This window comes from Streptomyces sp. NBC_00306 (genome assembly GCF_036169555.1).
Lineage (GTDB): Bacteria > Actinomycetota > Actinomycetes > Streptomycetales > Streptomycetaceae > Streptomyces > Streptomyces achmelvichensis.
Genome location: NZ_CP108032.1, coordinates 8,479,235 through 8,499,733 on the forward strand (window position 1 = coordinate 8,479,235; position 20,499 = coordinate 8,499,733).

The window sequence follows — 20,499 nt, forward strand, 5'->3', positions numbered from 1 at the left end:
GCGTGTCCGGCTGCGCAGTACAGCACCGTCGACACCGGCATCCTTCTGTGCGCAGCTACACAGCGCGGCAGTACGGGTCACCATGCGCAATGGAACTTCTTGGCTGGCCCGTTGCGGCACCTGCGCAGTCCTTGGCTTCAGTTCGGTAGAGAGACGGCTCCGCCATGGGCTGCTTGTCGACTCGTGCGAATGCGGTCTCGACCTCGCCGTCGCCGCGCTGCCGTGCGCGGACGAGCCGGTGAGGACGCCCTCCGGCCAGCATTCCCGCTGCGCCCGAGGCTTCCCCGATTCGTTGATGGAAGGAGCCGGCAGGGGGGCGGCCTGCTGGCCGCGCGGGTGCCCTACATGGACCTCGGCCGTGTCGTCAAAACGGACCGTGAGGTTGGGGTTGAACGGTGTGGAGGACGGGGCGGCATGGTGAGCGAAACCCACGTGCCAACGGTGCTGCGCATGGGCGACGATGCACCGATGTTGAACGTCTCCGGCAGGGACGATGCCGAAAGCGCAGCTCTCTTGCTGACCACGATGCATCGGCTGCACAAGCAGCTGGGCGATTTCACCACTCAGCTCTATATCGCCTACGACTTCGGGGATGAGTCTGGGCTGGCGCCTGCCATCTTGATCGAAAAGCACGCTGCGGGACCTGAACTGAGGATCCGCCACTGCTTCGGCTTCTTCGCGGAGGGCGACTCGGACGTCAGTGAGCTGCGGTTCTCGGCGGGTGTGGCCATCACCTCGGCCGGGTGCATCGTTGAAGCCATGGTGGATGTCGACCTTGAACGACCCTTGGGAGAGTTCGGCGCCGATGTCCACACCTTCTATTTTGAGCGGATTGATCAACTTTCCCTCTCGGACGCCCTAAGCCGTTTGGACGAGCAGGTCACGGCGCTCTGCACAATGGGCGATGTTCCGAATCGTCTGGGGGTTCGATACGCGTTGAGCGAGGTCATCTCCTCAGCGGCTCCACAGGAACGAGCGAGTTCGTGGCGGCCGGGAGCGGGATTGAGACGGTTGCGCGGGAGTGGATCTGTGACGAGTTCTGCTTCGTCGCGTCGGCATACGGGTTCATGGAAGCGGATGCGGAGGAGCTGACCGCCGGCCGGGACTGGTGAACGGGGACGGGAAGGCCACCTCCGATCGAAGCCATTTGTTGAAAGCTGCGATCAGCACAGTCGCCTCGCGACAGAGGTTCTACTCGGCAGGGCCCTGGAGCTGTGTCAGCAGGCGGTAAGCCTGTCGTTCCGAAATCCCCTCCGCGGCAGCGATGTCGGCCGCTGACGTCTGACCGTTGCTGTCAGCGAGCACTTTCTGGACTCGCGCCTTACGGGCGTCGGCTTCCCGCAACCGCGGGTTCGTCGCTCGATCGCGGGGCTTCGAGTCCTTGCTTCCATGCGGGCGGCCGCCGCCGGCACCTTCGCCTGGACGCTGATCGGGCCACGCGACGATGGTGTGCCGGTACCAGTGGCCGACCCCAAAGATTTCCCTGTCGGGCTCGGGGGCATAGCCGTGGTTGATGTAAGCGCGCCATGCTTCGGGCTTGAGCTCGACGCCCAGACCGACCAGCACATTGCGGGCCTCCTCGCGGTCCAGCAGGTCATCCGGAGACTCACCGGCAGGGAGTTCAGGGACGGGCTTGCCCGCGAGATGGGCGTCGATCTGATCGGCATCCCAAATGAGGGTGCGAGCTCCCGGCCGGCTGATCGGCTCCGGTAGCTGCTGAACCGCTCCGCGAAGCAGAGTCTTGCGACCCTGGCGCTTGGCAATGTCTGCCGTGCTCAGAGGCGTACGGCCGGCGGGGATCATTGCTCTCCGATCTTGCGGCTGGCTGGACCAGCATGCGGGATGAGGTGACGACGGAGCATCACGGTGAGACGCAAACAAATGTAGCACGTTTATTGGCGGCAGGTGCCATTGCAGGGGCCGCGAGATGACGCCGCGGCCCCTGACGGGCGTGTTTCAGTTCAGGCTGGGTTGCAGCCTTGCGGCGAGCCACGAGGCGGCGTTGACGGGGACTGCGTTGCCGACCTGTCTGGTCAGGTCGGCGGTCGTGGGGCCCTGGAAGGCGTGGGTGTCGGGGAAGCGCTGGGCTCGGGCTTTGGTCCTGAGGCTGATCATCTGGACTTCGCAGTCGTCGACGGTGCGGCGCCGGCTGGGCTTGACGAGCAGGTGGTGGTTGCCTTCGGCGGTGATGGCCCCGATGGGTTCGTCCAGGGACTGCACGGTGCAGTGGTTGCGCAGGATGGCGATGAATGGTTCGCCGTGGAAGCGCTCGAGGCCGATGGTGACCTTGCGGCGGGTTTCGGGGCGGTAGGGGGTGTACTTCCTGCAGTTGGCCCGGCCGTCGCGGAACCGGCGTCCGGGCAGGGTGAGGTCGATGTGGTCGCGGATCGGGCGGGTGACCGGCTCGACCACTGCGTCACAGCGCACGTTCGGGCAGGCGTAGCGGTACTGCTTGCCGTAGATGCCGACCCTGCGGGCGCCGGTCTGCTCGAACCGCTTCCCCACACCTGCACGCCCTGGACGGGGCCACAGGTGCGGCACACGCTCTCGGGCAGGGGCTGGAGGTCGGGCCGCGGCAGGCCCTTCTTGGTGAAGGCGAACAGGATGCGGTTGCGGTGCTGCGGGGCTGCCTCATTGCCCTGGCCCGCGATGTGGGCGGCGTTGACCGACGCGATGTCAATGTTGTAGCCGAGGGCGTCCCACACGTTCAGCCAGGGTTCGAAGGGGACCCATCGGGTGGCGAAGTCGGGGACGTTCTCGCCGCAGACGACGTCGTAGTCGTGAACCTCGGCGGCCCGGATCAGATCCCACGCCGTCGCCCGGGTCCTGGACCACTGCCCGGTACGGGCCGCGCCGCCCGCCTGTTGGCTGGCGGTTGAGTTGCGGCCGGCGGGGCTGACTTCCTTGCAGATCGGCGAGCCGACCAGGACGCGTGAGCGGGGGATGTCACGGAAGTCGACATTGTTTGCGTGGATTACGGTTACTGGGGAGGCTTGACGAGGAAGGTCGCGCGCGGGTCAACGTCAGCGGCGTGAGCGAGAGTTGGAAGGTCGTGGTCAGGAAGGCCTGCGAGTTCGACGGCCGCCTGTCCGGATGCGTGGGCTGACCCGATGGACTGACCGTTGGCAACGGCTGCATAGAATTGGGCAGCGTAGTAGATCGCGTCCGTGTCACCAATCTCATCGGACATTCCGATGGCAAAGTCGACCACGCCAATCAGATCGTCGATCTGGGCGGCGGAGTGACAGGAATTCAACAGAACCAGCAGGGGCGGTTCATCGGTTGCGGCGATGGCACGGGCGAAGGCCTTAGCGGTGACGATGACGCCCTCGTGAGGCTGGTCGATGTCCTTCTCGAAGACGATCAAGTCCTCGTCGCTGTGACCTGAGAAATGCACTACGTGGGGGCGGAACCTAGTGATGCCGTCCAGGAGGTCGGCTGCTGTCGCGGCGGGCCGGACATCGAGTTCCACCAAGTCGCGATGCAGGGCCCGTTCCACAACAGCCCGAATACGCGACTGCTCCCGGCCGACCCGAAGATCTCCCTCGGAGGAGGCACCCAGTATCAGCACGCGCAGCTTCTCAGGCTTCGGTGCCCGCAGCTCCCGGAGCACCATGCCCACCTGCTGCTCCGTGGTACTCAGACGTTGCTGGATCTTCTTTTGCTCAGCTGCAGCGCGGCGGTCGGCCGCCAACTGCTCACGCTGACGCGCTTTCTCAGTGGCTTCTCGCTCCGACTGCTCCGCCTTGGCCAGCTTGACCTGTGCCTCCCCCACCTCCTTCGCGAGTCCAGCAGCCTTCGTGCTCCACTTTGCTGCATCACGGGAGGCGGTGTTCGCCTGGTCTTCGTATCGATCCGCTTCGCGGAACTTGCTCTTGACGGTGCTGGCGTTCTTCGACTTCCCTGCTGCGGACCGTGCCTTCGCAGCGTCGGCCCGCTTGCCAGCCGCCTTGGCTTGAAGATCGCCGGCCTTCTTCTCTGCAGCGGCGCGCTCCTTGTTCTTCCGCTCCATCAGGCCGCGGTAGTAATTCGAGTTCATCTCAGGCCTCCAAGGGCGGATCCGTATCTGCCGCCACGATACGGGCCACCTCTGACATCGACCGCCGCACGAGCACTTGAGGCCCTGTCTAGACCACGTCCCGACAGCGAAGAGCCATTGATGTATGCGCGAGTCAGCACGCCGGCCACTTGGAGCGTGGGCAAGGATCCGGGCTCGTCGCGGCGGGTCGGCCGGAAGCGGGCCGTGCGGTGGAAACGGTGGTGCAGACGGCCAGAGATCGGCATGGCGGGCCTTTCGGGAGAGGTCGGCGGGCGGAGGGCTGCTCTGGCTCGCCGGGCGCGAGGCGCCGGGCCAATAGGGGCCAGGCTGTGGCCGGGGCCGCGGGGCGGACTGCCCTGCGGCCCCGGTTCTTGCGGTCAGGTGGTGTGGCCGTGCCGGTCGGCGAGTGCGGTGAGGTGTGCGACGAGGGCTGCGGAGTCGGTGTCGTAGTCGCCGGTGGCAAACTCGGCGTCCGGGTCCTCGGCCGGGGCTGAGGCGTTCTCGGTGTGGTAGTCGCAGCCCAGCGATCCGTGGTCGGCGATGGGGTGCTGGTTGGACACGTCGATGCCGTGACGGGTGGTACCCGACCAGTTGACGTATCCGCCGTCCCGGAAGGTGATGTGCGCGTAGGTGCCGTGGTCGTGCACGGGAGTGCACACGATTCCGGCTGCCCGGAGCCGATTGAGGACCGATCGGTCGACGCGCTGCTCTTCAAGGATCTCGGTCGTGTCGGTGACCGGCACCTGGATGACGTCCGTGCTGGCGTGGCGGCGCACGACGACTCCGGTGCCCCCGTCGTACTCGGCCCACGGCTCGGTATCGTTGTCGTTGCGCGGTTGGTGGGCGAGCGGAACGAACCGGCTGCCGTCACGGCAGACGATGCGGACGGTGCCGTCGCCTCTGGCCAGGGCAGCGACAAGGTCGGCCGTCGTGCAACCGTCGGCGGGGGAGTGGGGCTGCTGGGGTGAGGACATGGGTCGAACTCCTTCGGCAGAGGTCGTTGTTGGCGAGTGCTGCGCACCCGAACGCTCGACAGCCGGGGGGATGGCGCCGTGCCCTCCCCCCGGCATGCGGGTCAGGCGAGGGCTTCGCGCAGTGCCGCGGCGTTCTCGGTTCGGCGCGCACCGATCGCGCGGAGGAGCCTGCGGGTCTTGCCGCGGCGGGAGAGCTCGTTGCCGGGTCCGGTGGTGGTCATGTGGAACACCGGGCAGCCGATGCCTGCGGCCGCTGATGCGGCCTCCAGCGGGACGGTCATGGTGTCGGCGGAGGGCTCGACGAGGACCAGGGGGTTCGACAGGGCGGCGAGCAGTTGCGCGGAGTAGGCGAGGCTGTTCCTGCTGGCCGGGGTTCCGGGCCGGTAGGCGCTGACAGCTACTCCGCCACGGTGCAGGACGGCCATCATCAGCTCGGCCTGGTTGTGCGGGTGGCAGGTGTCCAGTCCGCACGGCAGCACGGCGAGGGTGGGACTGCCCGCTGCGCGGGCTGTCTGCTGGACGGCGGTGTCGATCCCGTGCGAGAGCATGGACACCACCGTCCGCCCGGCTCCGACCAGCTCGCGCGCCACGGCGGCCGCGCACGCGGTGCCGACCTGGCTCGCCGCGCGTCCGCCGGTCACCGCGACAGCGTTCTCGGACAGTTGGCGCGGGTCCCCGGTGCCACGCACCCACAGCCCGAGGGGGCAGTCCTCCTGGAGGGCTGCCAGCCCGCCGGGCCAGTGGTCCTCTCCCGGCAGGACGAACTCGGCGGTGAGCTGCGCCGCGCGGAGATCCGCCTCGGGCTGGTACTCGGCGATCGGGCCGCTGGTGTGCTGGGCGGCGAGGCGCTGCCACGTCTCGACCGCGCCGACGGCGGCGATGCTCATGTGGACGTCGGCCGGGGCGCGGAAGGTGGCCAGTGCGGCGCGCGCGGCCCGCTCGCTGATCGGGGTGCTGACAGAAGACACGGTGAACCTCCATCACGGGGTGGGTCTGGGAGTGGTGCGCGGCGGGCCGGGCGGCGGGGCCAACCGCCGCCCGATCACCGGATGGTGCGCCAGGGGTGCTGAACTGCCCCGGCGGTGCAGCTAGGCGTGAGCGAGAATCAAAGGAAGGTCGTGGCCGATCTGTTCAGCGAGGCCGCGCTCCTTGGCCAGGGCGTTCAGTACGTCGTCGAACTCGACCGGAAGGCCCTTCGTGGCCAGGTAGCGGACGCCGAATCCATGACTCCAGTGCGGATAGCTGCCGGGGCCGAACTTGGCGTCGATGGTCCAGTCCGTCTCCTCCACCAGCATCGACAGGTGATAGGAAACCGGCTCGGTGGCATCGCCGAGAAGGACGAGCAGGTGCGCCTCCAAGCCGATCCGGTCTCCGCCGACAAGCGGCGACACCTTCTCCTCCCGGCGCTCGATGCTCTTGACGGTGGCGACGGCTTCGAGCGTCTCGCCGTTGTGGTCGAACCGAATGGTGTGGGGCTGCTCGATGGTCTCGGGCACAGGTCCTCCTGATGTCGTGGTCCGGGTGCCGGGCGGGGGGCCAACCCCGCCCCTGACTTTAATAATTCTACCACTTTTGATGACGTCTGGTGGGGTGGATTTTCCGGCGCCGACTCCGAACACGGCACCCGTGGCGGCCGGTTGTAACGGGAAGAGTGCCGGTCAGCGGCGGGCGAGGTGCGCGAGACGTCCCATGGCTGTGGTGGTGCTCGGGGTGAAGAGCAGCCCGAGCGCCTGCATCTCGTTCAGTCCGAGGAGCTTGGCCGCCTTGCGCGGGACGTAGACGCATGCGCCGTCCGGGGCTGTGGCTTCGATGCTGCCGGTGCGCAGCGTGTAGCCGGCGAGGTGACAGGCCGCGGCCGCGACCGAGAGTGTGACTCCCTGGGGCGGTTCCTGCCCGGGCGGGACGAGGATGCCCGGGCAGCTGCTCGGGCCGACACATCCCCTCTGGTCGTGGCAGTACGGCCGGGCGGCGAGCCATTCGTAGACCTCGCCGGCTCGCACGATCGGACCCGTCGCACTCAGGGGCGCCGGGTCCGGGTCGTCTCCCAACGCTTGATCGATGCCGGGCAGTAGCGCGCTCCCAGGGGCGGCTTGGGCGCTCACTCGTCCGCTCCTTCGGCGCGGCTTTGTGCCAGTGCTTCCCTGCACGGCAGACACCGGCACTTCGCCAGGTGGTGCCGGACGCGGCGGTCGTCGAACGCTCCCAGCGGGGAACCGATCAGGAGGAGCACCGGGTGACGCTCCATTACTCGGTCCTCCATGTCGTCCTCGCGGAGCTCTTCGAGGGCTTCCGATGCCTCGATGAGGTCCGAGTAGAAGTCCTGCGCCGGCTGCGGAATCCGACCGAGTGCGGCGAACGTGAGCCCCTTACCTCCGGTCGGCGCGTCATGGAGTAGTGCCTGTACCTCGCGGGCCAGCGGTTTCAGCGCGTTGCGGAACACGCGGCAGGCTTCGCGTTTCTCGTAGGCGTAGCACCAGGTCCGGGTTGCGGCGGAGCAGTCGGGAACGTGGACGGTCGGCGTGCTCATGGCGTGAACGTCTCCCTGTCTCGGATCAGGTGGTGAGCTGGTGGAGGAGGGCGCAGACTGCGGCTGCCTGTTCACCCGTGAGGTTGTTGGCGGTGAGGTTGACCGTGTCGCCACTGCCGCTGATGTCGGCTCTGGTGTCGGGGTGTCTGCGCACGGTGGTCCGGGGGCTGTGGCCGGTCTCCTCGGTCACGTGAACCTGCGCTGACCAGTCGGCGGTGATGCGGTCGGCTCCGAGGGCGGATGCGATGCGGGCGGCGGTTGCCGCGCGGCCGGCCTGCTCGCTGACGGTCTCGGCGGCAAGGCGGCGCCATGCGGTGAGCGCTTCCTCGTAGCGGGGCATAAGGCGTCGGCGGATGTGCCCGCAGATGTACTGAGGACTGCGGTCGGCCATCGTGATCTCAGGGTGGGAGGGCCCGTGCCGCAGGCGGGGTTCAGTGGGGAAGAAGCCGCGGGCGGTGACGCTGCGGCCCGTGCGGATGAGCGCGATCTGGTGCCCGTCGTCGCTGATCAGGAATGCGGCGTCGGGCCATGCTCGGGTGGGTTCGGTGTGCCAGTGTGCGTCGGTGGTCTGCATCTGGGCGGCGATAGCGTCGGCGAGTTCGCTGATCGGCAGCTGCTGCACGGCTGTCTCCTGTGCGGTGATTGTCAGTAGGGGCGGCCGGCCTGGTAGGGGCGCAGCGCGGTGAGGACGCGGGCTGCCTCGGCGTGCTCGGCCTGGATCCAGTCGCGCACCGTGGTGCCGTCCGGGGCGGCCGCGGCGGAGTCCAGCAGCAGGAGGAGCGACACGTAGGGGGCTCCGAGCGAGTCGCATGCGCCTTCGTACGTCCCGACATCGGGTACCTGGGCCACGTAGTAGCTGCCGTACTCGCCCTGCGGGTCGAGCCACAGTTCGAAGACTGCGATGGGCGCTCGTTCGGTCAGGTCGGCCGCGACCTCTTGGGCGGTGGAGAAGGGGTCGTCATCGGTGGCGTAGCGCATGCCGCGTACCAGGAGGGATCCGCCCAGGGCGGCGACCGGGTCCTCGGCCTCCATGTCCTCGACCCTGGCGATCACCTCCAGGACGGCGGCTTCCTCACCGGGGGCGACGTCGTACACGTACAGCTGGAACGGGGCGCAGTCGGGCATGCCGGAACTCCATCTCTCGGGGTGGGTGTGTGCGGCCGGCCGGCGCGCTCGTACGGCGCGCTCTGGGCCGGCGCCTACGCGGAATGTCGGTGGCGTGCCTCGTGCCTGGTCCCGCGGGGCCGGTGGCTCCGCGGGACCAGGCAGGGTCAGTGGCCGGCGAGGATGTTGTCCAGCTCCACAGGGCGTGCGGGGGCGGGGCTCGGTCGGCGGGTCCGGTTGTCGCGCGTCTCCTGCAAGGTGCCGAAGGAGGCGCGTCCTTGTGCCTTCTTCAAGCGGGGGATGTTGTTGGCGGGGATGCCGACGCGCGGGGGGCCTTGCACGCACAGCAGATCGCAGGCTGTTTGTGAGGAGTACCCGGCTTCGGTGATCGATTCCTCGTCGGGGAACACGTCGGCGTGCCGCATGGTGGCGCGGTCGACGTACCGGTCTTCCCGCCCGCCCAGGCTGTAGCACCAGGCGAAATTGGCGGGCGGGGAGGATTCGACGCATTCCTGGAAGAGGGTGACCTCTTTGGTGTAGCAGTAGAACGAAACGCCCGGCGCCGTGCGCATGATCCGCAGCCATGTTTCCAGGTAGGGGCGGCTGTGGAAGTCGCCTGCGTCGTGGATCCGGACGGATCCGCCCTGATACCGCCGGTGCTGGAGCTCGGCGGTCATCCGCTCCTCGAACCGCGGGAGTTGGTCATTGAGCGTGAGCATCAGATTCCGCAGGTGCGCGGCTCGCACGCTGGGAATCCGGTACGTCCCGAATCGGGCAAAGCACAGTTTTGCGCAGACCCCTGCACTGGGGCAGACGTTCATGTGACGGCCGGACGGCAGTTGAACCACCCACGCGGGCAGGGTCCACGTGGAGATGCCGTGGCGGCGCAGATCCCGGTTTCCCTGCGTCAACAGCCACTGTCGGGGCATGCCTGAAACTCCTCTCAGCAGTGAAAGGTGAAAGGTCCGTGCGAGGTGCGGCGGTGTGCGCCTGCCCGGGGCGCGCTGTTCGCGGGCCCCGGGCGCGGCGGCCTAGTGGGGCTGGTGGGCCTGCTCGTCGGCGGCGTAGACGGCGTGGGCGATGGCCTCGTGACGGGGGTCGACGGTGTCGGCGGACTCCAGTCGCCACCGCAGCGCAGCGGCGAGGGTGCGCAGCTCGTCCGGGGTGAGATACCAGGAGCCGCGGTCGGGCAGGCGGTCTTCGGTGGTGAGGCGGGTCGCAGTGCTCACCTGGTCGTCGTCGGTGAACACCGTCTGCCGGCGCAGGGCGCGCAGCAGCGTGGCGTGGACGTAGGCGCTCTGCACGGCGTGTGTCGGACGGACTTCGAACAGACCGGCGAGCGATGCGGGGCGGGTGTGCATGGTGCCGTCGTGGCACACCAACAGTTCGTCGGGGTCCAGGACGATATCGGCGTCGGTGAGCGCGTGCCCGCACTCGGTGCAGACGTAGAGGCAGGCGCCGGTGGGCTGGTAGCGGCCGCTGCTGCACGCGCCGCAGATGATCGGTGTGAACATGGCTCGTCACTCCCTCGGTTGCGATCCGGTGGCCGGTGCCGCGCAGTGCGCGCGGCACCGGGGCGGCGGGGCCGGTCAGGCGGGAAGCGCGAGACGGAAACCGGCGACGGAGGCTGCGACGCTGGCGCACCTCTCGCACACCCGGCGTCCGGCGATCTTCGTCACCCCGTTCGAGCCGCAGTGGCCCCAGGAGCACTCCCACTCCTCGATCGGCGGGCAGCAACGGCCGACCGAATAGGCGTGGGTCTCGCACACCGCGTAGCGCTCACGGTCCGGCATGGCGTGCAGCCGTACCGGGCGCCGCTGGAGCGTCGACTCGACGGCAGTGGGGATCATCTCTCCCGTGTCGTACTGGAAGACGATGTTCAGCTCCCGGTAGCGCTCGGGGGTGGTGTAGAACGGCAGGCCGCGGTGGCTCCACACCATGACCAGATGCCCCGCTGTGATCAGCTCCGACAGTTCGCTGTGCGAGTGGAAGTCGATCGCGTACCGCTGCTCAAGGCACCAGTTGTAGCCGTAGCGGCGCAGCATTCGTCGAACGGTCGCGGCCGGTCCGCTCTGCGCCTCGTCCAGCGTGCGGACGGCGGCCAGCGCGGCGACCGGGTCGGTGTTCAGCAACTCGGCGGCGGTCTCGGCCTCCTGCGCGGTGGCGTGCTCGGTGAGGGTGTAGCCGTTCAGTCGGTCGGTGACCTGGTGGCCGGTGCCGCTGGTGGCGGTGAGGTACTGCGGCGGGGGCGGCTGCAGGCGGCTGCTGCGGGACATGAGGTCCTCCGGTTTCGCAGGGTGGGGCCTGGGAGTCCGGGGGCCAACCCGGACTGTCTGACATGAATAATCCTAGCACTCTATAGCTGTTCGGTGGGGTGCGATGTTCCCCAACCGTCGTGATGAACTGGGCTTTTGGTGACGTGGTCCGGTGGGGGGCGTGCTAGTCGGTGGGGTAGAGCACGACGGCGGGGACGGCATCGTCGGGGAGGTCGGCGAAGGTGCGTCGGGCCGCTCGTCGTTTCCGGGGTGGGGTAGGCCGTGCCGCGCAGTTGGTCGTCCAGCGCGTACATGCACTCGACAACGTCGGCCGCTGGGGCGTACCCGCTCGTGCCGTCGGCGTCGGTGGACATGACGACGATGTGCGGCCGAGCTTCGTTCCGACTCCTCTGGATCCGTATCCTCACCCGGTCATGAGTTGGTCGGGCCGGGCTCATAGAGTCGGGCCTATGACCCCACCAGGGCCCACTGATCCGCAGGCTGAAGCCGCACAAGGCCGTGTCGCTATCTGGCTCGATCCGCAGGACCTGCGCTGGCTGGCCTGGCACTGCTGTTGCAGCGACGACGCGACAGATGAAGATAGAGACCGTTGCGGGCGCCTCCGGTTCCGCGCCAGCGCCGCCTTGCACAAGAACCAGCGCCCTGACTGAGCGCCAGCACACAGGTCGTTACGGAATCGCGGGCAGAGCCAATCGGGACAGTAGATCGCAGAGTTGGCCGGCTGTGAGCGGTTCAGTTTCGGGGGTCTCGGACGTGGTCATGGGCGGGGACTCCTCTGTGGTGGGCTGGGCGGCCGGTCCGCACCCCGCAGGGGGTGCGGACCGGAGGTCAACTGCAGGTGGGTCAGTGTGCGGCGGCCGTGACGGGTGTTCGGCTGTGGCGGGGGCGGCGTAGTCCTTCGGCCTCTGCGCGGTAGTGGTGGAGCCTGCGGCGGTAGAACGTCGCGGAGTCGTCGTGGATCTCCGCCCAGCGCGGGAGGTACCCGGCGCGGTGCGCGAGCCCTTCGCGGGCGGGTGCGAGCACCAGGGCCAGCACCGGGCTGGGCTGCTCGGCGAAAACGCCGGCGGCGTGCCACCAGGCGGCGAGCACCGCGCGGCCCTGGGCGTGGTAGCGGGCGGCCTCTTGCTCGCTGCGTTGCATGTCGGCTTCGGCGCTCGGCGTCATGGCGGCGAGCCAACGGAGCAGGGTCGGGGTCTCGCGGTTGCGGGCGACGGTGAACAGGCGCGGGAGGTCGGGGCGGGCGGCGTAGTCGGCGGCGACGGCGCGCATGAGGGTTTCGAGGGTGTGGGCGGTCTGCGGGGGTGCGTCGCGGTCGTCGGCGTCCCGGATGCCGCACGGAGTGAGCCTCCAGCCGTACTCGGTGGGCTCGTTCAGCAGGCGCACGATGCTGCCGTGGTAGGCGCGGGTCCCGCGACCGAGGCGGGGCAGGGGCTCGGCGGGGAACTCTTCCATGTCGTTGGCCGATCCCAGGCTGACGCGTACGGCGCTGAAGTCGTCCCACTGGTTGGGGTGGTGGGTGGCGGCGGCGTGCAGGGTGCCGCGTACGGCGCCGGTGCAGGTGTAGACGATGGCGCCGGTGTCGTCGGGGTCGGTGGCGGTGATGCGGACGGTTCCGGACGCGGTCGACAGGTTGAACATCGGGGTGGGCCTCCTGGACGTGGGAAGTCTGGGATGCAGCTAGGGCCCGCTGTCCGGGCGCCCCGCTCTCAGGGGGCGGCCGGTTGCTGCTACGCGGCGCGGGGAGGTGGGGCCCGGACCCATGGCGCTGGGTCCGGGCCCTGTTGCTCCGGGAGGGGTGCGGGTTAGGCGGTGAGTGCGGCGGCGGCGTGCATGGCGGGCAGGGCCAGTGCTTCAAGGTCGTGTGCGGTGTCCGCGTTGGGGATCTGCTGCGCGGCGGCGGTGACGGCTTGCATCACTCCGCCGGCGGTGATCTGTCCGCCGTGGATGAAGTGGGCCAGGATCCGGTCTTTCGTCGGCCCGGTGATGCTGAGTTTGCGGGTGACCTGCTCGATGGCGTGGGTCGGGTTGGCGACCGGCCGGCCTGCGGTCTCCTCGATCTTCCGCAGCTTGTTTTCGACGTAGTCGCGTGAGAGGAACGTGCGGACCGCGTCGGCGGTCTTGGCGGTGATCAGCTCCAGGACCTTGCTCTGCGTCGCGCCGGACCACTGGACGACGCCCTGTTCTTGCTTCCCGCCGAGGTGGACCTCTCGCATGACGTCTTCGGTCATCGTGAGTCCGTTGGTGCACACCTGCACGACTGCGCGCGGGGTGATGGTGAAGGCTCCGGCCCCGACCTCGCTGTTGCGGATGACGAATCCGGCCGACACCATCGGCAGCTCGTCACCCCTCTGCCCGGTGTAGGGGGAGCGGTAGCCCTTGAGCAGTTCGCGGGCCTGGACGGCGACTTCGTCGGACTCCACCCGCACGTACATGCGGCGGTCGGTGAGATCGCATCCGGTGACCTCCGCGGCATGGCCGGACTGGCGGATGCCGTCCAGAGCGGCGAGCAGAAGATCGAAATTGTCGATCAGCCGGTAGCTGTCCGACAGCAGCGCGCGGGCCACCCCCTCGCCTCCGCCGCCGTGCGCGTCGCTGCGCAGGGCGCGCACCAGGAAACGGCGCTCGGGCTCGCGCTCCAGCCACCCGTTCACGTTCAGGTCGAACAGCGAGAGGTGTTCGGCGCGCATCCGGCGCAGGTACTGGCCGGGGATCTTCAGCTTGTCGGCGATGCCGTCGTCTGCGACGTCGGTGGGGCGGTAGGTGCCATCGACGGTGACGACTCCGTCGGACTGGATGAGCGGTTCAACACCCTGGATGACCAGGTTGCCGTCCCGCACGGTCAGGCGGGAAGCGGGTGCGATGACGTCCAGCTTCCTTTCCTGCTGGGACTCCAGGATGGACGCCAGGTCTTTCAGGCTGGCGTTGCGGGCTCCGTCCGCGGTGATGCGGGTCGCGGTGCGCTGGGCGATCTGGTTCATAGTCTTTTCCTCCGTGGTCTGGGTTACGTCCGGGAGGCCACCCGGACGGATCGGGGGCTGGTGCCGCGCACCGGGCGTGGCACCAGCGGGAGGGACGGTCAGTCTTCGCCGGGGATCATGATGGTGATCTCCGGGAGGTCCTCGTTGTCACCGGGACCCATGACGCACACGAGCTGCACCAGGCGGGCGGCCTGCGTCTGCCCGTCGCGCGGGACCCGGTAGAGCTCGACCTCGGTTCGGCTGCTGCCGCCCCGGCGTGCGGCACTGGCACTCATGTACAGCACGTCCCACAGACGGCCTTCCTGGTCCTGCGGCGTCTGGCGCGTGCTGTCCTCGTCGGTCCACGCGACGCAGTCCAGCCACGCGGCGCGGGTGAGGGCGACCGGGAACATGAACCCGGCTTCGCGTGCGATGCCTTCGGGGACGGGAAAGAGCGCACCGCGCGCGATGCCCTCGGCGCGGCTCTGCCGCTCGGCCACCAGGGGCCGCAGGGTGGCCGGATCGTCGCTGGCTGCGGGGGCGCTGTCGGTGCTCTCGAAGGGGACCGAGCGCATGGCGCACGGGCCGACGCTCAAGTCGTCGTCGATGCGGGCCAGCAGATCCTTGGTGTGGTCGCTCATGGGTGTTCCTCCAGGGGGTGTGGCTGGGATGGGTCCGGGGGCCAACCCGGACCTTCTGACTTCAATAATTCTAGCACTTAAAGACGTGATTCCGGAGTGATGTCAGGCCAGCACAACGCGCTTTGACCTGCGCGTCTGCGGCTGTGTCTGCGGATGGTCGCGCTCCTGCCCGGCCCGGATGAGTGTCTGTTCGGCCTTCACCTGCTGGTGCATCCGTTGCGCCCACACGCGTACTTCCTCGGCGAGCTCGCACAGAGCGGCCGTGCGTCCGCTCGGGTCGCTGCGCCGCCGGTCGCTCAACCGCTGGGCCTCGGCGGCGACTTCGGTGTGGGTGTGGGCGATGACTGCGTATGCGCCGTGGCGGCGGGTGATCCGGCTCCACGCACAGCGGCCGGTTTCCTGCTCCAGCACCATGAGGGAGCAGCGGGGCCAGCGCTCATTCCCCTGGGCGGGCTCGGTGTGCAGATCGATGAGGCAGGACACCCGGCCGTCGTGCAACGGGTCGTAGTCGTAGAGGGCTTGGGGAAAGGGGATCGGCGCGCCGGAGAGTTCGGCGAGGTGCGCGGCGAATCCGTCCACGGTGGGCGCGGCCTGGCGGCGGTGCAGCCGGATGAGGTGGGCGGCGACGGTCGGCAGCTGCCAGGCGGGCGAACCGGACGGCGCGGCGGGCATCGACCACGAACGGCGGTGCGTTCCCGCAGCGTCGGTGACCGACAGGCGCAGAACCAGCAGGGCGGGGGACTGAATGCGGACATGCATGGGCGGGCCTCCGGGTGGCGGGGGAGAGTGGGTCGGCCGGCCGCGCGGGCGCGGCGGGCAAGGGGGGAGCGGTCGGGGCCCGTGGGCCCCGACCTGTCCGCGCTCTACTGGTCGTAGCGGCTGAGCGCGGTGGCGAGCGGCACCAGATCGGCGCGGCCCTCGCGCTCCAGCGCACGGGCGGTGCTCGTCTGCGCGGCGCGCTGCAAAGCGGCTCCGCTGTGCCCGGCGTTGCGGGCGTCCAGATATCCCAGGGCCAGAGCTGCAAAGAACGCGTCGGGCAGGGAGGTGAAGAACTCTTCCGGGTCGCGGTCCTGGTCCCGGGCCATGAGGGCCAGCCGGTTCATGGCCGGTGCGAGTGCCTCGGTCAAGTCGTCTTCCGTGATGCCGTACGCGGTCAATGTCGCGCGGTCCTGCTCCTGCTGCGGGGTGTGCGTCATGCTCGGGTCCTTTCGCTGGAGGGCGGGCCTGGGGTCGTTCGGGGGCCAACCCGGACTGTCTGACGTCAATAATTCTACCGCGATTGCATGTATTCGGTGGGGCTCTCCTGCTCTCGTGAGGGGCGTTCCGCGGGGGCCGCTATGCTGGGAATTCGTCACAACTCCTTCGCGGATCCGGTCTCCGGGTTCTCGCTGGGTTGTGGTCTGGGAAAGGCCCGGTGGGTGAGGCCAACCGCGCAAGCGGTCCGCTTCGGCGGACATCCACCGGGCCGCCACACATACGCGAATGGGGCGTACGCGGTGACCCGCGTACGCCCCACTTTCTTGCCACGTGCACGCGGCCGGTGCGGTTGCTACCGCGTGTGGACGGTGTCCGTGCGGATGGCGAACCGTTGTTGATCGGTGCTGATCTCCAGCACCAGCCATGCGTGACCGGCCTGGTGGGCGGTGCGCAGGATGTCGAGGAGCGGCGTTTCGTCGGCGCCGCCGCTGTCGTCGCACAATGCGATGCGCTCGACGAAGTCGTCTGCGCCACAGACGGAGCGGGCATCGGTTCCGCGGCCCCATCCGGCGGCGTACGCGATCGTGCGGTCTCGGATTTCCTGGCTGGTGCCTTCGGGTTGCGTTCCGTTGCTCATGAGGTAGGTGCCATCGTCCTTGACCCACCACAGTGCCGGGGTGGGGTCGGTCTCTTGGTAGGTGGCGCGGTGTTCGGTGGCGGCTGCGGCGTGCTCGGCTGCGGCGAGTACGGCGGCCAGACGAAAGTGGAGGCGGGCACCAACGACGAATTCGGACATGCGTCGCTCCCTCGGTCGGGACTGCGGGGTGTGGGCTGGGTGCCGCTCGGGTGCCAATCCCGGGCGGCGGGTCCTCGGCCGGCGGGGGTCGCTCGGCTGAGAGGGGGCGGGGGCCGGTTGTCCGGCCCCGCCCGGGGTGTGGCCGCTACTCCTGCGTGCTCTTCTCGGCCGCCGTGTTCTCGGCCTGGGCGGCCTGCGGCTCGTCCGGGGTCTCTCCGGGCTCCTGCGCGGCCTCCTGCGGCTCGTCCGGGACGGTGTCGGCCTCGGGCTCCGCCTCCGGCTGCCCGGCCTCCTCGGCCTGCTCCTCCTCGCCTGCCTCGTTCTCCTCGGGCTCGTCCTGGGGCTGCTCGTCGGTGGGCTCGGGCTCCTCGATGGGCTGTGTCGGTTCCTCGGCGTCGAACTCGGTCACCGGCTTGCCTTCGGCCTTGGCCACGATGGCGGCCTCGTGGTCGGACAGCTGGTATCCCTCACCCGCGAGGAACGTGAGCCACGCGCGGGCGGTCTCGTCGCGGTGCTCCCAGGCGCGGTCGCTCACCTCGGCCTCGTAGGCGGCGGCGACGTAGGCGAGAAGGAGGTGGGGGCGGCGGGCCTTGCCGGTCTTCTTGATCAGTTCGGCGAACGGCTCGGCCTTCCCCTTCGGGTCGGCGGCCTTCGTGAATGCGGCAATGTCGCGGTTGCGGTTGTCGTCGGACTTGTTGGGGAACCGCCGGACGGGGTCGGCGTTGTGCAGGATCGCGTCCAGCACCAGGGCCCATGCCGCCTCCGACAGAGCCTTGCGGCACAGACCGGTGATGAACTCCTTCCGCACCTTCCGCGCGGCGCGCGCGGCCTTGTTGTTCGCGATGACGCGGGCGCGTTCCTTCTTCGCTTGGGCGTCGGCCTCGGCGGCGTCCGGCACTCCGTCAATCTTGTGCCGGTAGCGCTCGGGGTCGGTGCAGTAGAAGACCGGCTCCCCGTCGTCGTCGACGCGCGCGGCGTGACCCCCGCACGTGGCGTGGGCCTTCGCGGTGATCTGCTTGCCCAGACCGGTGCTGAGGTCGGACAGACGGCGGTCGGTGTCGTCGTACGAGCGGTGGGGGAGAACCTTCACCCCTGCATCGGTGAGGGCCTTGGTTGCGGCCTCGCGCCTGCGCTGCGCGGCCTGCTCCTCGCGGAGCTGGGACAGTTCGTGCTGCCAGTTCCCGCGACGCTGCTTGGCGTCCTGGGCGTCCTTCTTCTTCGCGGCGTACAGCCGGTAGGCGGCGCGCGGGATGTCTTCTACCGACTGAAGGTCGGCAAGCTCCATCAGGTCGAACGCGTACCCGGTGCCCTCCTGCAACTGCTCCGGGTTGAGTTCGGCGGCCTGCCTTGCGGCCTTCAGCGCGTCGCGGCTCATGCCCAGCACTGCGGCGGCGCGGCGGCGGCCGACTTCGTTGGTGCCGAGCAGTTCGAGCTGGGCCGCTCCGCTGATCGTGTCGCGGTCCGTCATCCGGCGGCGCTGGGTGTTCTCGACCAGCGACAGGAGAAGCGCTTCGCTGTCGGCGTCGGTGAGGTCGTCGCGCACGAATGCCGGGATGCTCGGTACGGGCTTGCCCTTCTTGGCGGCTTTCTCGGCGGCGTCGACGGCGGCGAGCCACCGGCGCTGACCCTTGAACACCCCGTACTGGCCGTCGGCGAGCGGCCGGACGCTGATCGGCTCTTGAACACCGATCCGGGACACGGACGCCAACAGGGCGGCGTCCGGCTTCGCGCCTTCCTTGCGGGCGTTGAGCGGGTCGACCACTAGCGTGCGGGGGTCGAACTCGGTCAGTCGGCCAAGCTGGGCAAGCGCAGTCGGCTGCTCGGCGGCGGGCTCGCTGACCTCGGCGGGCCGGGTCGTGGTGGTGGCCTTGCTCATGGCGTGGTTCCTCCTGGGTTGGTGGTGCTGGGAAAGGGGGCCGGACGGCGGGGCCAATTCCGCCGTCCGGCCAAAAGGCCGGCCGGGTGTCAGTGGGGGTAGTCGCACTGCTCGGGCGGGATCTGCCCGCACAAGGGGTCGGGGCAGAATCCGGGCTGACACAGAACCGGGGTCTTCTCGTGGGTGCGCGGGTTGTGGCTCACGTAGGCGAACTGCGCACCGTCCGCCCAGACCTCGACGCGCGCCGTGCGGTGGTAGCGGCGATAAGCGGACAGTGCGGCGTCTCCGGCGGCGTCGGCGTCACCGGTCCACTCGCCTACCTCGATCTCCTTGCCGTTGGACAGCACGGCGAGCACGGCGTAAAGCGTGCGTCCGCCTCGCGGCTCCATCGTGGGGAAGTCGGGATAGAACTGCACGGCTGCTCCTCCGGGTTGTGGTCTGGGTGGGGCCCGTGCCGGGCGGCGGCGGCCAAACCGCCGCCCGGCCGGGGCGGTGTCAGCAGTGGCGGCGGTCAATGCCCGCGTGCGCCCACATGACCGCTTCCTCAACGGACGTGACCGCCTCGGACTCCTCGCGCGATCCGGGGACCAGATCGTGAATGAGCGCGGCGAACGTGTGGGCGGCCTTCGTGATCCGCTCCTTCGCCTCCTCGTGGTGGGCTCGCCTGTCGGCGGGGACGGCGAACCGGACGCTGAGTTCCTTGTCGTTCAGTGCCATGGGGTCTGTTCCTCTCGCTGGGTGTGGTCCGGGCGGGCACCGGCGGCGGCGGCCAAACCGCCGCCCGGCAGAAGGGCTATGCGGTGGCGAGCGCGGGGAGTTCGAACGCGTCGCGGAAGATCAGGGCGGCGGTGTCGGCCTGCTCCCTGCCGTGGCGGTGGCTGGCCTCGAACGCAGACAGGGGGCGGAGCCCTCGCCTGTCCGGCGTGAGAGCGGGAGTCATCTCCCACGCCTGCTCGGCCGGAATCGCTCCGGGAGCGGTGGAACGCGCCACGATGGCGCAGTGAGCGGTCTGAGGGCTCGCGAGCCCTGCGCCCAGGATGAGAGCGAAAATGCTCACCTGGCTGGGCTCCATGCTGATCACGTCGTCTCCGCCCTCGCCTGCCTCTCCTGCTGCGACAGTGACCAGGACACGCGCGGGGAGTTCCTTTCCGGACTCCAGAACAACTCGGCTCGTGAGTAAATGACGGCCGGGATTCAGACCACCCGCAATGGCAAACAGCGCGTTAAACCCGCGCACTCGCGCGGCTTCCTGCTCGGAACTTGTCAGCTTCGTCATGTGAGCTTCTCCTCCGGTGGGTTGTGGCCTGGGTGTCGGCCCGTGGCCTCCGTTCCGACATGGAGAACTCTATCACTCTTCAATGTCGCAGAGAAGTGTTTCGCCAGATCAGGGCCCGTCTGGCCATGCTCCCTAGCCGTTGCGATTGGGGTTGCGCTTGCCCTTGCGATTGGGGTTGCGCTTGCAGTTGCGGTGCACTCAACGGGAGTTCTGCATTAGCCCTGCTCAGCCACCGCATTTCGCGCCCGGTGCGCTCCGACTTCCCTTCGTAGGCCTGTATTTGAGAGATGGTGAGCTGTTCTCAGGGGGTGAGGCGCTGGCGCTGTGCTGGTTTCTTGACGCGTCGGCGGGGCCGTCGCGGGGCTGGTGGCGGCGCGCTGGGCTCGGGCGGCCCACCCGTTCTGATCGGGCCTGCGCGGGGCCGTTCCGGGCTTCCTGATGACTCTTCAGCCGCGTTGTCGGCTGCGACGCTCAGACGCTTTCGGGTGAGTCGGCTGGCGCAGATTGCGGCGAATGATCGGGCCCTAGGGGGCATCCTTCATTTCCCCGAACTCTACATGCGCATCATTGCGAGCCCGATCCCCCTTCTTGCAGCTGCGCGGGGGAGCGAAGCGGACCCGTTGTCGGCGGGCGCGGAGCGCTTGCCGATTCCTAGCGGATGCTGGCAATTGATGACGCGTCAACCTGCCCACATGCGAAGCATGTGGGCCCCGGTCGCGGAGCGACCGGGTTTTCCCTGGCGCTCGGAGCGAAGCGGAGGGCGGCCCCTCACGCGAAGCGTGAGGGAGCGGCGAGCGAAGCGAGCCGTTCGCTTGCACATCGCGCAGCGATGTGGT

At 68.9% G+C, this 20,499-nt stretch carries 23 protein-coding genes and 1 pseudogene; 1 reads left to right on the plus strand and 23 read right to left on the minus strand.

Going from position 1 to position 20,499, the window contains the following annotated elements:
• Positions 1–974: 974 nt before the first annotated feature.
• Positions 975–1,112 (plus strand): annotated as a pseudogene (locus OHA05_RS38060) (DUF5713 family protein); the annotation flags it as partial.
• A gap of 79 nt (positions 1,113–1,191) precedes the next feature.
• On the opposite strand, the gene OHA05_RS38065 reads toward OHA05_RS38060, so the two are convergent.
• The 23 genes from OHA05_RS38065 to OHA05_RS38175 all read right to left on the minus strand — a co-directional run bounded on the left by OHA05_RS38065 (position 1,192) and on the right by OHA05_RS38175 (position 19,663).
• On the minus strand, positions 1,192–1,803 hold the full coding sequence (locus OHA05_RS38065; RefSeq protein ID WP_328863289.1) for a hypothetical protein: 612 nt from the start codon (positions 1,801–1,803) through the stop codon (positions 1,192–1,194).
• A 153-nt stretch (positions 1,804–1,956) separates the two neighbouring features.
• The gene (locus OHA05_RS38070; protein ID WP_328863290.1) at positions 1,957–2,505 is read right to left on the minus strand and encodes a DNA cytosine methyltransferase; all 549 of its coding nucleotides are present in this window, start codon (positions 2,503–2,505) and stop codon (positions 1,957–1,959) included.
• Between the two features lie 475 nt (positions 2,506–2,980).
• Complete coding sequence (locus OHA05_RS38075; protein ID WP_328863291.1) at positions 2,981–4,039, minus strand: hypothetical protein; 1,059 nt, start codon at positions 4,037–4,039, stop codon at positions 2,981–2,983.
• Positions 4,040–4,416: 377 nt separating this feature from the next.
• Complete coding sequence (locus tag OHA05_RS38080) at positions 4,417–5,013, minus strand: hypothetical protein (protein WP_328863292.1); 597 nt, start codon at positions 5,011–5,013, stop codon at positions 4,417–4,419.
• 101 nt (positions 5,014–5,114) lie between these two features.
• Entirely contained in the window at positions 5,115–5,981 is an 867-nt protein-coding gene (locus OHA05_RS38085; protein WP_328863293.1) for a DNA-processing protein DprA, read from the minus strand.
• Positions 5,982–6,101: 120 nt separating this feature from the next.
• A complete protein-coding gene (locus OHA05_RS38090) occupies positions 6,102–6,509 on the minus strand; it encodes a hypothetical protein (protein WP_328863294.1) in 408 nt (135 codons plus the stop codon).
• 162 nt (positions 6,510–6,671) lie between these two features.
• Entirely contained in the window at positions 6,672–7,115 is a 444-nt protein-coding gene (locus OHA05_RS38095) for a hypothetical protein (protein WP_328863295.1), read from the minus strand.
• Positions 7,112–7,540 carry a hypothetical protein gene (locus OHA05_RS38100; RefSeq protein ID WP_328863296.1) on the minus strand — a complete coding sequence of 143 codons (429 nt, stop codon included), beginning with the start codon at positions 7,538–7,540 and terminating at the stop codon, positions 7,112–7,114. The genes OHA05_RS38095 and OHA05_RS38100 overlap by 4 nt, the downstream gene beginning before the upstream one ends.
• 25 nt (positions 7,541–7,565) lie before the next feature.
• Positions 7,566–8,162, minus strand: a complete 597-nt coding sequence (locus OHA05_RS38105) for a hypothetical protein (RefSeq protein WP_328863297.1) — start codon at positions 8,160–8,162, stop codon at positions 7,566–7,568.
• Positions 8,163–8,185: 23 nt separating this feature from the next.
• Positions 8,186–8,665 carry a hypothetical protein gene (locus tag OHA05_RS38110; RefSeq protein ID WP_328863298.1) on the minus strand — a complete coding sequence of 160 codons (480 nt, stop codon included), beginning with the start codon at positions 8,663–8,665 and terminating at the stop codon, positions 8,186–8,188.
• Between the two features lie 146 nt (positions 8,666–8,811).
• The gene (locus tag OHA05_RS38115) at positions 8,812–9,573 is read right to left on the minus strand and encodes a GP88 family protein (RefSeq protein WP_328863299.1); all 762 of its coding nucleotides are present in this window, start codon (positions 9,571–9,573) and stop codon (positions 8,812–8,814) included.
• 102 nt (positions 9,574–9,675) lie between these two features.
• A complete protein-coding gene (locus tag OHA05_RS38120; protein ID WP_328863300.1) occupies positions 9,676–10,158 on the minus strand; it encodes a hypothetical protein in 483 nt (160 codons plus the stop codon).
• 75 nt (positions 10,159–10,233) lie between these two features.
• Complete coding sequence (locus OHA05_RS38125; RefSeq protein WP_328863301.1) at positions 10,234–10,920, minus strand: hypothetical protein; 687 nt, start codon at positions 10,918–10,920, stop codon at positions 10,234–10,236.
• A gap of 843 nt (positions 10,921–11,763) precedes the next feature.
• A complete protein-coding gene (locus OHA05_RS38130) occupies positions 11,764–12,558 on the minus strand; it encodes a hypothetical protein (RefSeq protein ID WP_328863302.1) in 795 nt (264 codons plus the stop codon).
• A gap of 164 nt (positions 12,559–12,722) precedes the next feature.
• Complete coding sequence (locus OHA05_RS38135; protein ID WP_328863303.1) at positions 12,723–13,898, minus strand: DUF932 domain-containing protein; 1,176 nt, start codon at positions 13,896–13,898, stop codon at positions 12,723–12,725.
• A gap of 98 nt (positions 13,899–13,996) precedes the next feature.
• On the minus strand, positions 13,997–14,518 hold the full coding sequence (locus OHA05_RS38140; protein ID WP_328863304.1) for a DUF6573 family protein: 522 nt from the start codon (positions 14,516–14,518) through the stop codon (positions 13,997–13,999).
• 102 nt (positions 14,519–14,620) lie between these two features.
• On the minus strand, positions 14,621–15,277 hold the full coding sequence (locus tag OHA05_RS38145; RefSeq protein WP_328863305.1) for a hypothetical protein: 657 nt from the start codon (positions 15,275–15,277) through the stop codon (positions 14,621–14,623).
• Between the two features lie 104 nt (positions 15,278–15,381).
• On the minus strand, positions 15,382–15,714 hold the full coding sequence (locus tag OHA05_RS38150; protein ID WP_328863306.1) for a hypothetical protein: 333 nt from the start codon (positions 15,712–15,714) through the stop codon (positions 15,382–15,384).
• Between the two features lie 353 nt (positions 15,715–16,067).
• Entirely contained in the window at positions 16,068–16,511 is a 444-nt protein-coding gene (locus tag OHA05_RS38155; RefSeq protein WP_328863307.1) for a DUF3085 domain-containing protein, read from the minus strand.
• A 145-nt stretch (positions 16,512–16,656) separates the two neighbouring features.
• Complete coding sequence (locus OHA05_RS38160) at positions 16,657–18,387, minus strand: ParB/RepB/Spo0J family partition protein (RefSeq protein WP_328863308.1); 1,731 nt, start codon at positions 18,385–18,387, stop codon at positions 16,657–16,659.
• 89 nt (positions 18,388–18,476) lie between these two features.
• A complete protein-coding gene (locus tag OHA05_RS38165) occupies positions 18,477–18,803 on the minus strand; it encodes a hypothetical protein (RefSeq protein WP_328863309.1) in 327 nt (108 codons plus the stop codon).
• 79 nt (positions 18,804–18,882) lie between these two features.
• Entirely contained in the window at positions 18,883–19,104 is a 222-nt protein-coding gene (locus OHA05_RS38170) for an Acb2/Tad1 domain-containing protein (protein ID WP_328863310.1), read from the minus strand.
• A 76-nt stretch (positions 19,105–19,180) separates the two neighbouring features.
• Complete coding sequence (locus tag OHA05_RS38175) at positions 19,181–19,663, minus strand: hypothetical protein (RefSeq protein ID WP_328863311.1); 483 nt, start codon at positions 19,661–19,663, stop codon at positions 19,181–19,183.
• Positions 19,664–20,499: the final 836 nt, after the last annotated feature.

Bases quoted from the DNA above. Each gene is read 5' to 3' on its own strand.
- OHA05_RS38130 (WP_328863302.1), bottom strand. From the start codon at position 12,558: ATGTTCAACCTGTCGACCGCGTCCGGAACCGTCCGCATCACCGCCACC.
- OHA05_RS38175 (WP_328863311.1), bottom strand. From the start codon at position 19,663: ATGACGAAGCTGACAAGTTCCGAGCAGGAAGCCGCGCGAGTGCGCGGG.
- OHA05_RS38100 (WP_328863296.1), bottom strand. From the start codon at position 7,540: ATGAGCACGCCGACCGTCCACGTTCCCGACTGCTCCGCCGCAACCCGG.
- OHA05_RS38080 (WP_328863292.1), bottom strand. From the start codon at position 5,013: ATGTCCTCACCCCAGCAGCCCCACTCCCCCGCCGACGGTTGCACGACG.
- OHA05_RS38155 (WP_328863307.1), bottom strand. From the start codon at position 16,511: ATGTCCGAATTCGTCGTTGGTGCCCGCCTCCACTTTCGTCTGGCCGCC.
- OHA05_RS38115 (WP_328863299.1), bottom strand. From the start codon at position 9,573: ATGCCCCGACAGTGGCTGTTGACGCAGGGAAACCGGGATCTGCGCCGC.
- OHA05_RS38160 (WP_328863308.1), bottom strand. From the start codon at position 18,387: ATGAGCAAGGCCACCACCACGACCCGGCCCGCCGAGGTCAGCGAGCCC.
- OHA05_RS38150 (WP_328863306.1), bottom strand. From the start codon at position 15,714: ATGACGCACACCCCGCAGCAGGAGCAGGACCGCGCGACATTGACCGCG.
- OHA05_RS38170 (WP_328863310.1), bottom strand. From the start codon at position 19,104: ATGGCACTGAACGACAAGGAACTCAGCGTCCGGTTCGCCGTCCCCGCC.
- OHA05_RS38125 (WP_328863301.1), bottom strand. From the start codon at position 10,920: ATGTCCCGCAGCAGCCGCCTGCAGCCGCCCCCGCCGCAGTACCTCACC.
- OHA05_RS38135 (WP_328863303.1), bottom strand. From the start codon at position 13,898: ATGAACCAGATCGCCCAGCGCACCGCGACCCGCATCACCGCGGACGGA.
- OHA05_RS38110 (WP_328863298.1), bottom strand. From the start codon at position 8,665: ATGCCCGACTGCGCCCCGTTCCAGCTGTACGTGTACGACGTCGCCCCC.
- OHA05_RS38065 (WP_328863289.1), bottom strand. From the start codon at position 1,803: ATGATCCCCGCCGGCCGTACGCCTCTGAGCACGGCAGACATTGCCAAG.
- OHA05_RS38075 (WP_328863291.1), bottom strand. From the start codon at position 4,039: ATGAACTCGAATTACTACCGCGGCCTGATGGAGCGGAAGAACAAGGAG.
- OHA05_RS38120 (WP_328863300.1), bottom strand. From the start codon at position 10,158: ATGTTCACACCGATCATCTGCGGCGCGTGCAGCAGCGGCCGCTACCAG.
- OHA05_RS38145 (WP_328863305.1), bottom strand. From the start codon at position 15,277: ATGCATGTCCGCATTCAGTCCCCCGCCCTGCTGGTTCTGCGCCTGTCG.
- OHA05_RS38140 (WP_328863304.1), bottom strand. From the start codon at position 14,518: ATGAGCGACCACACCAAGGATCTGCTGGCCCGCATCGACGACGACTTG.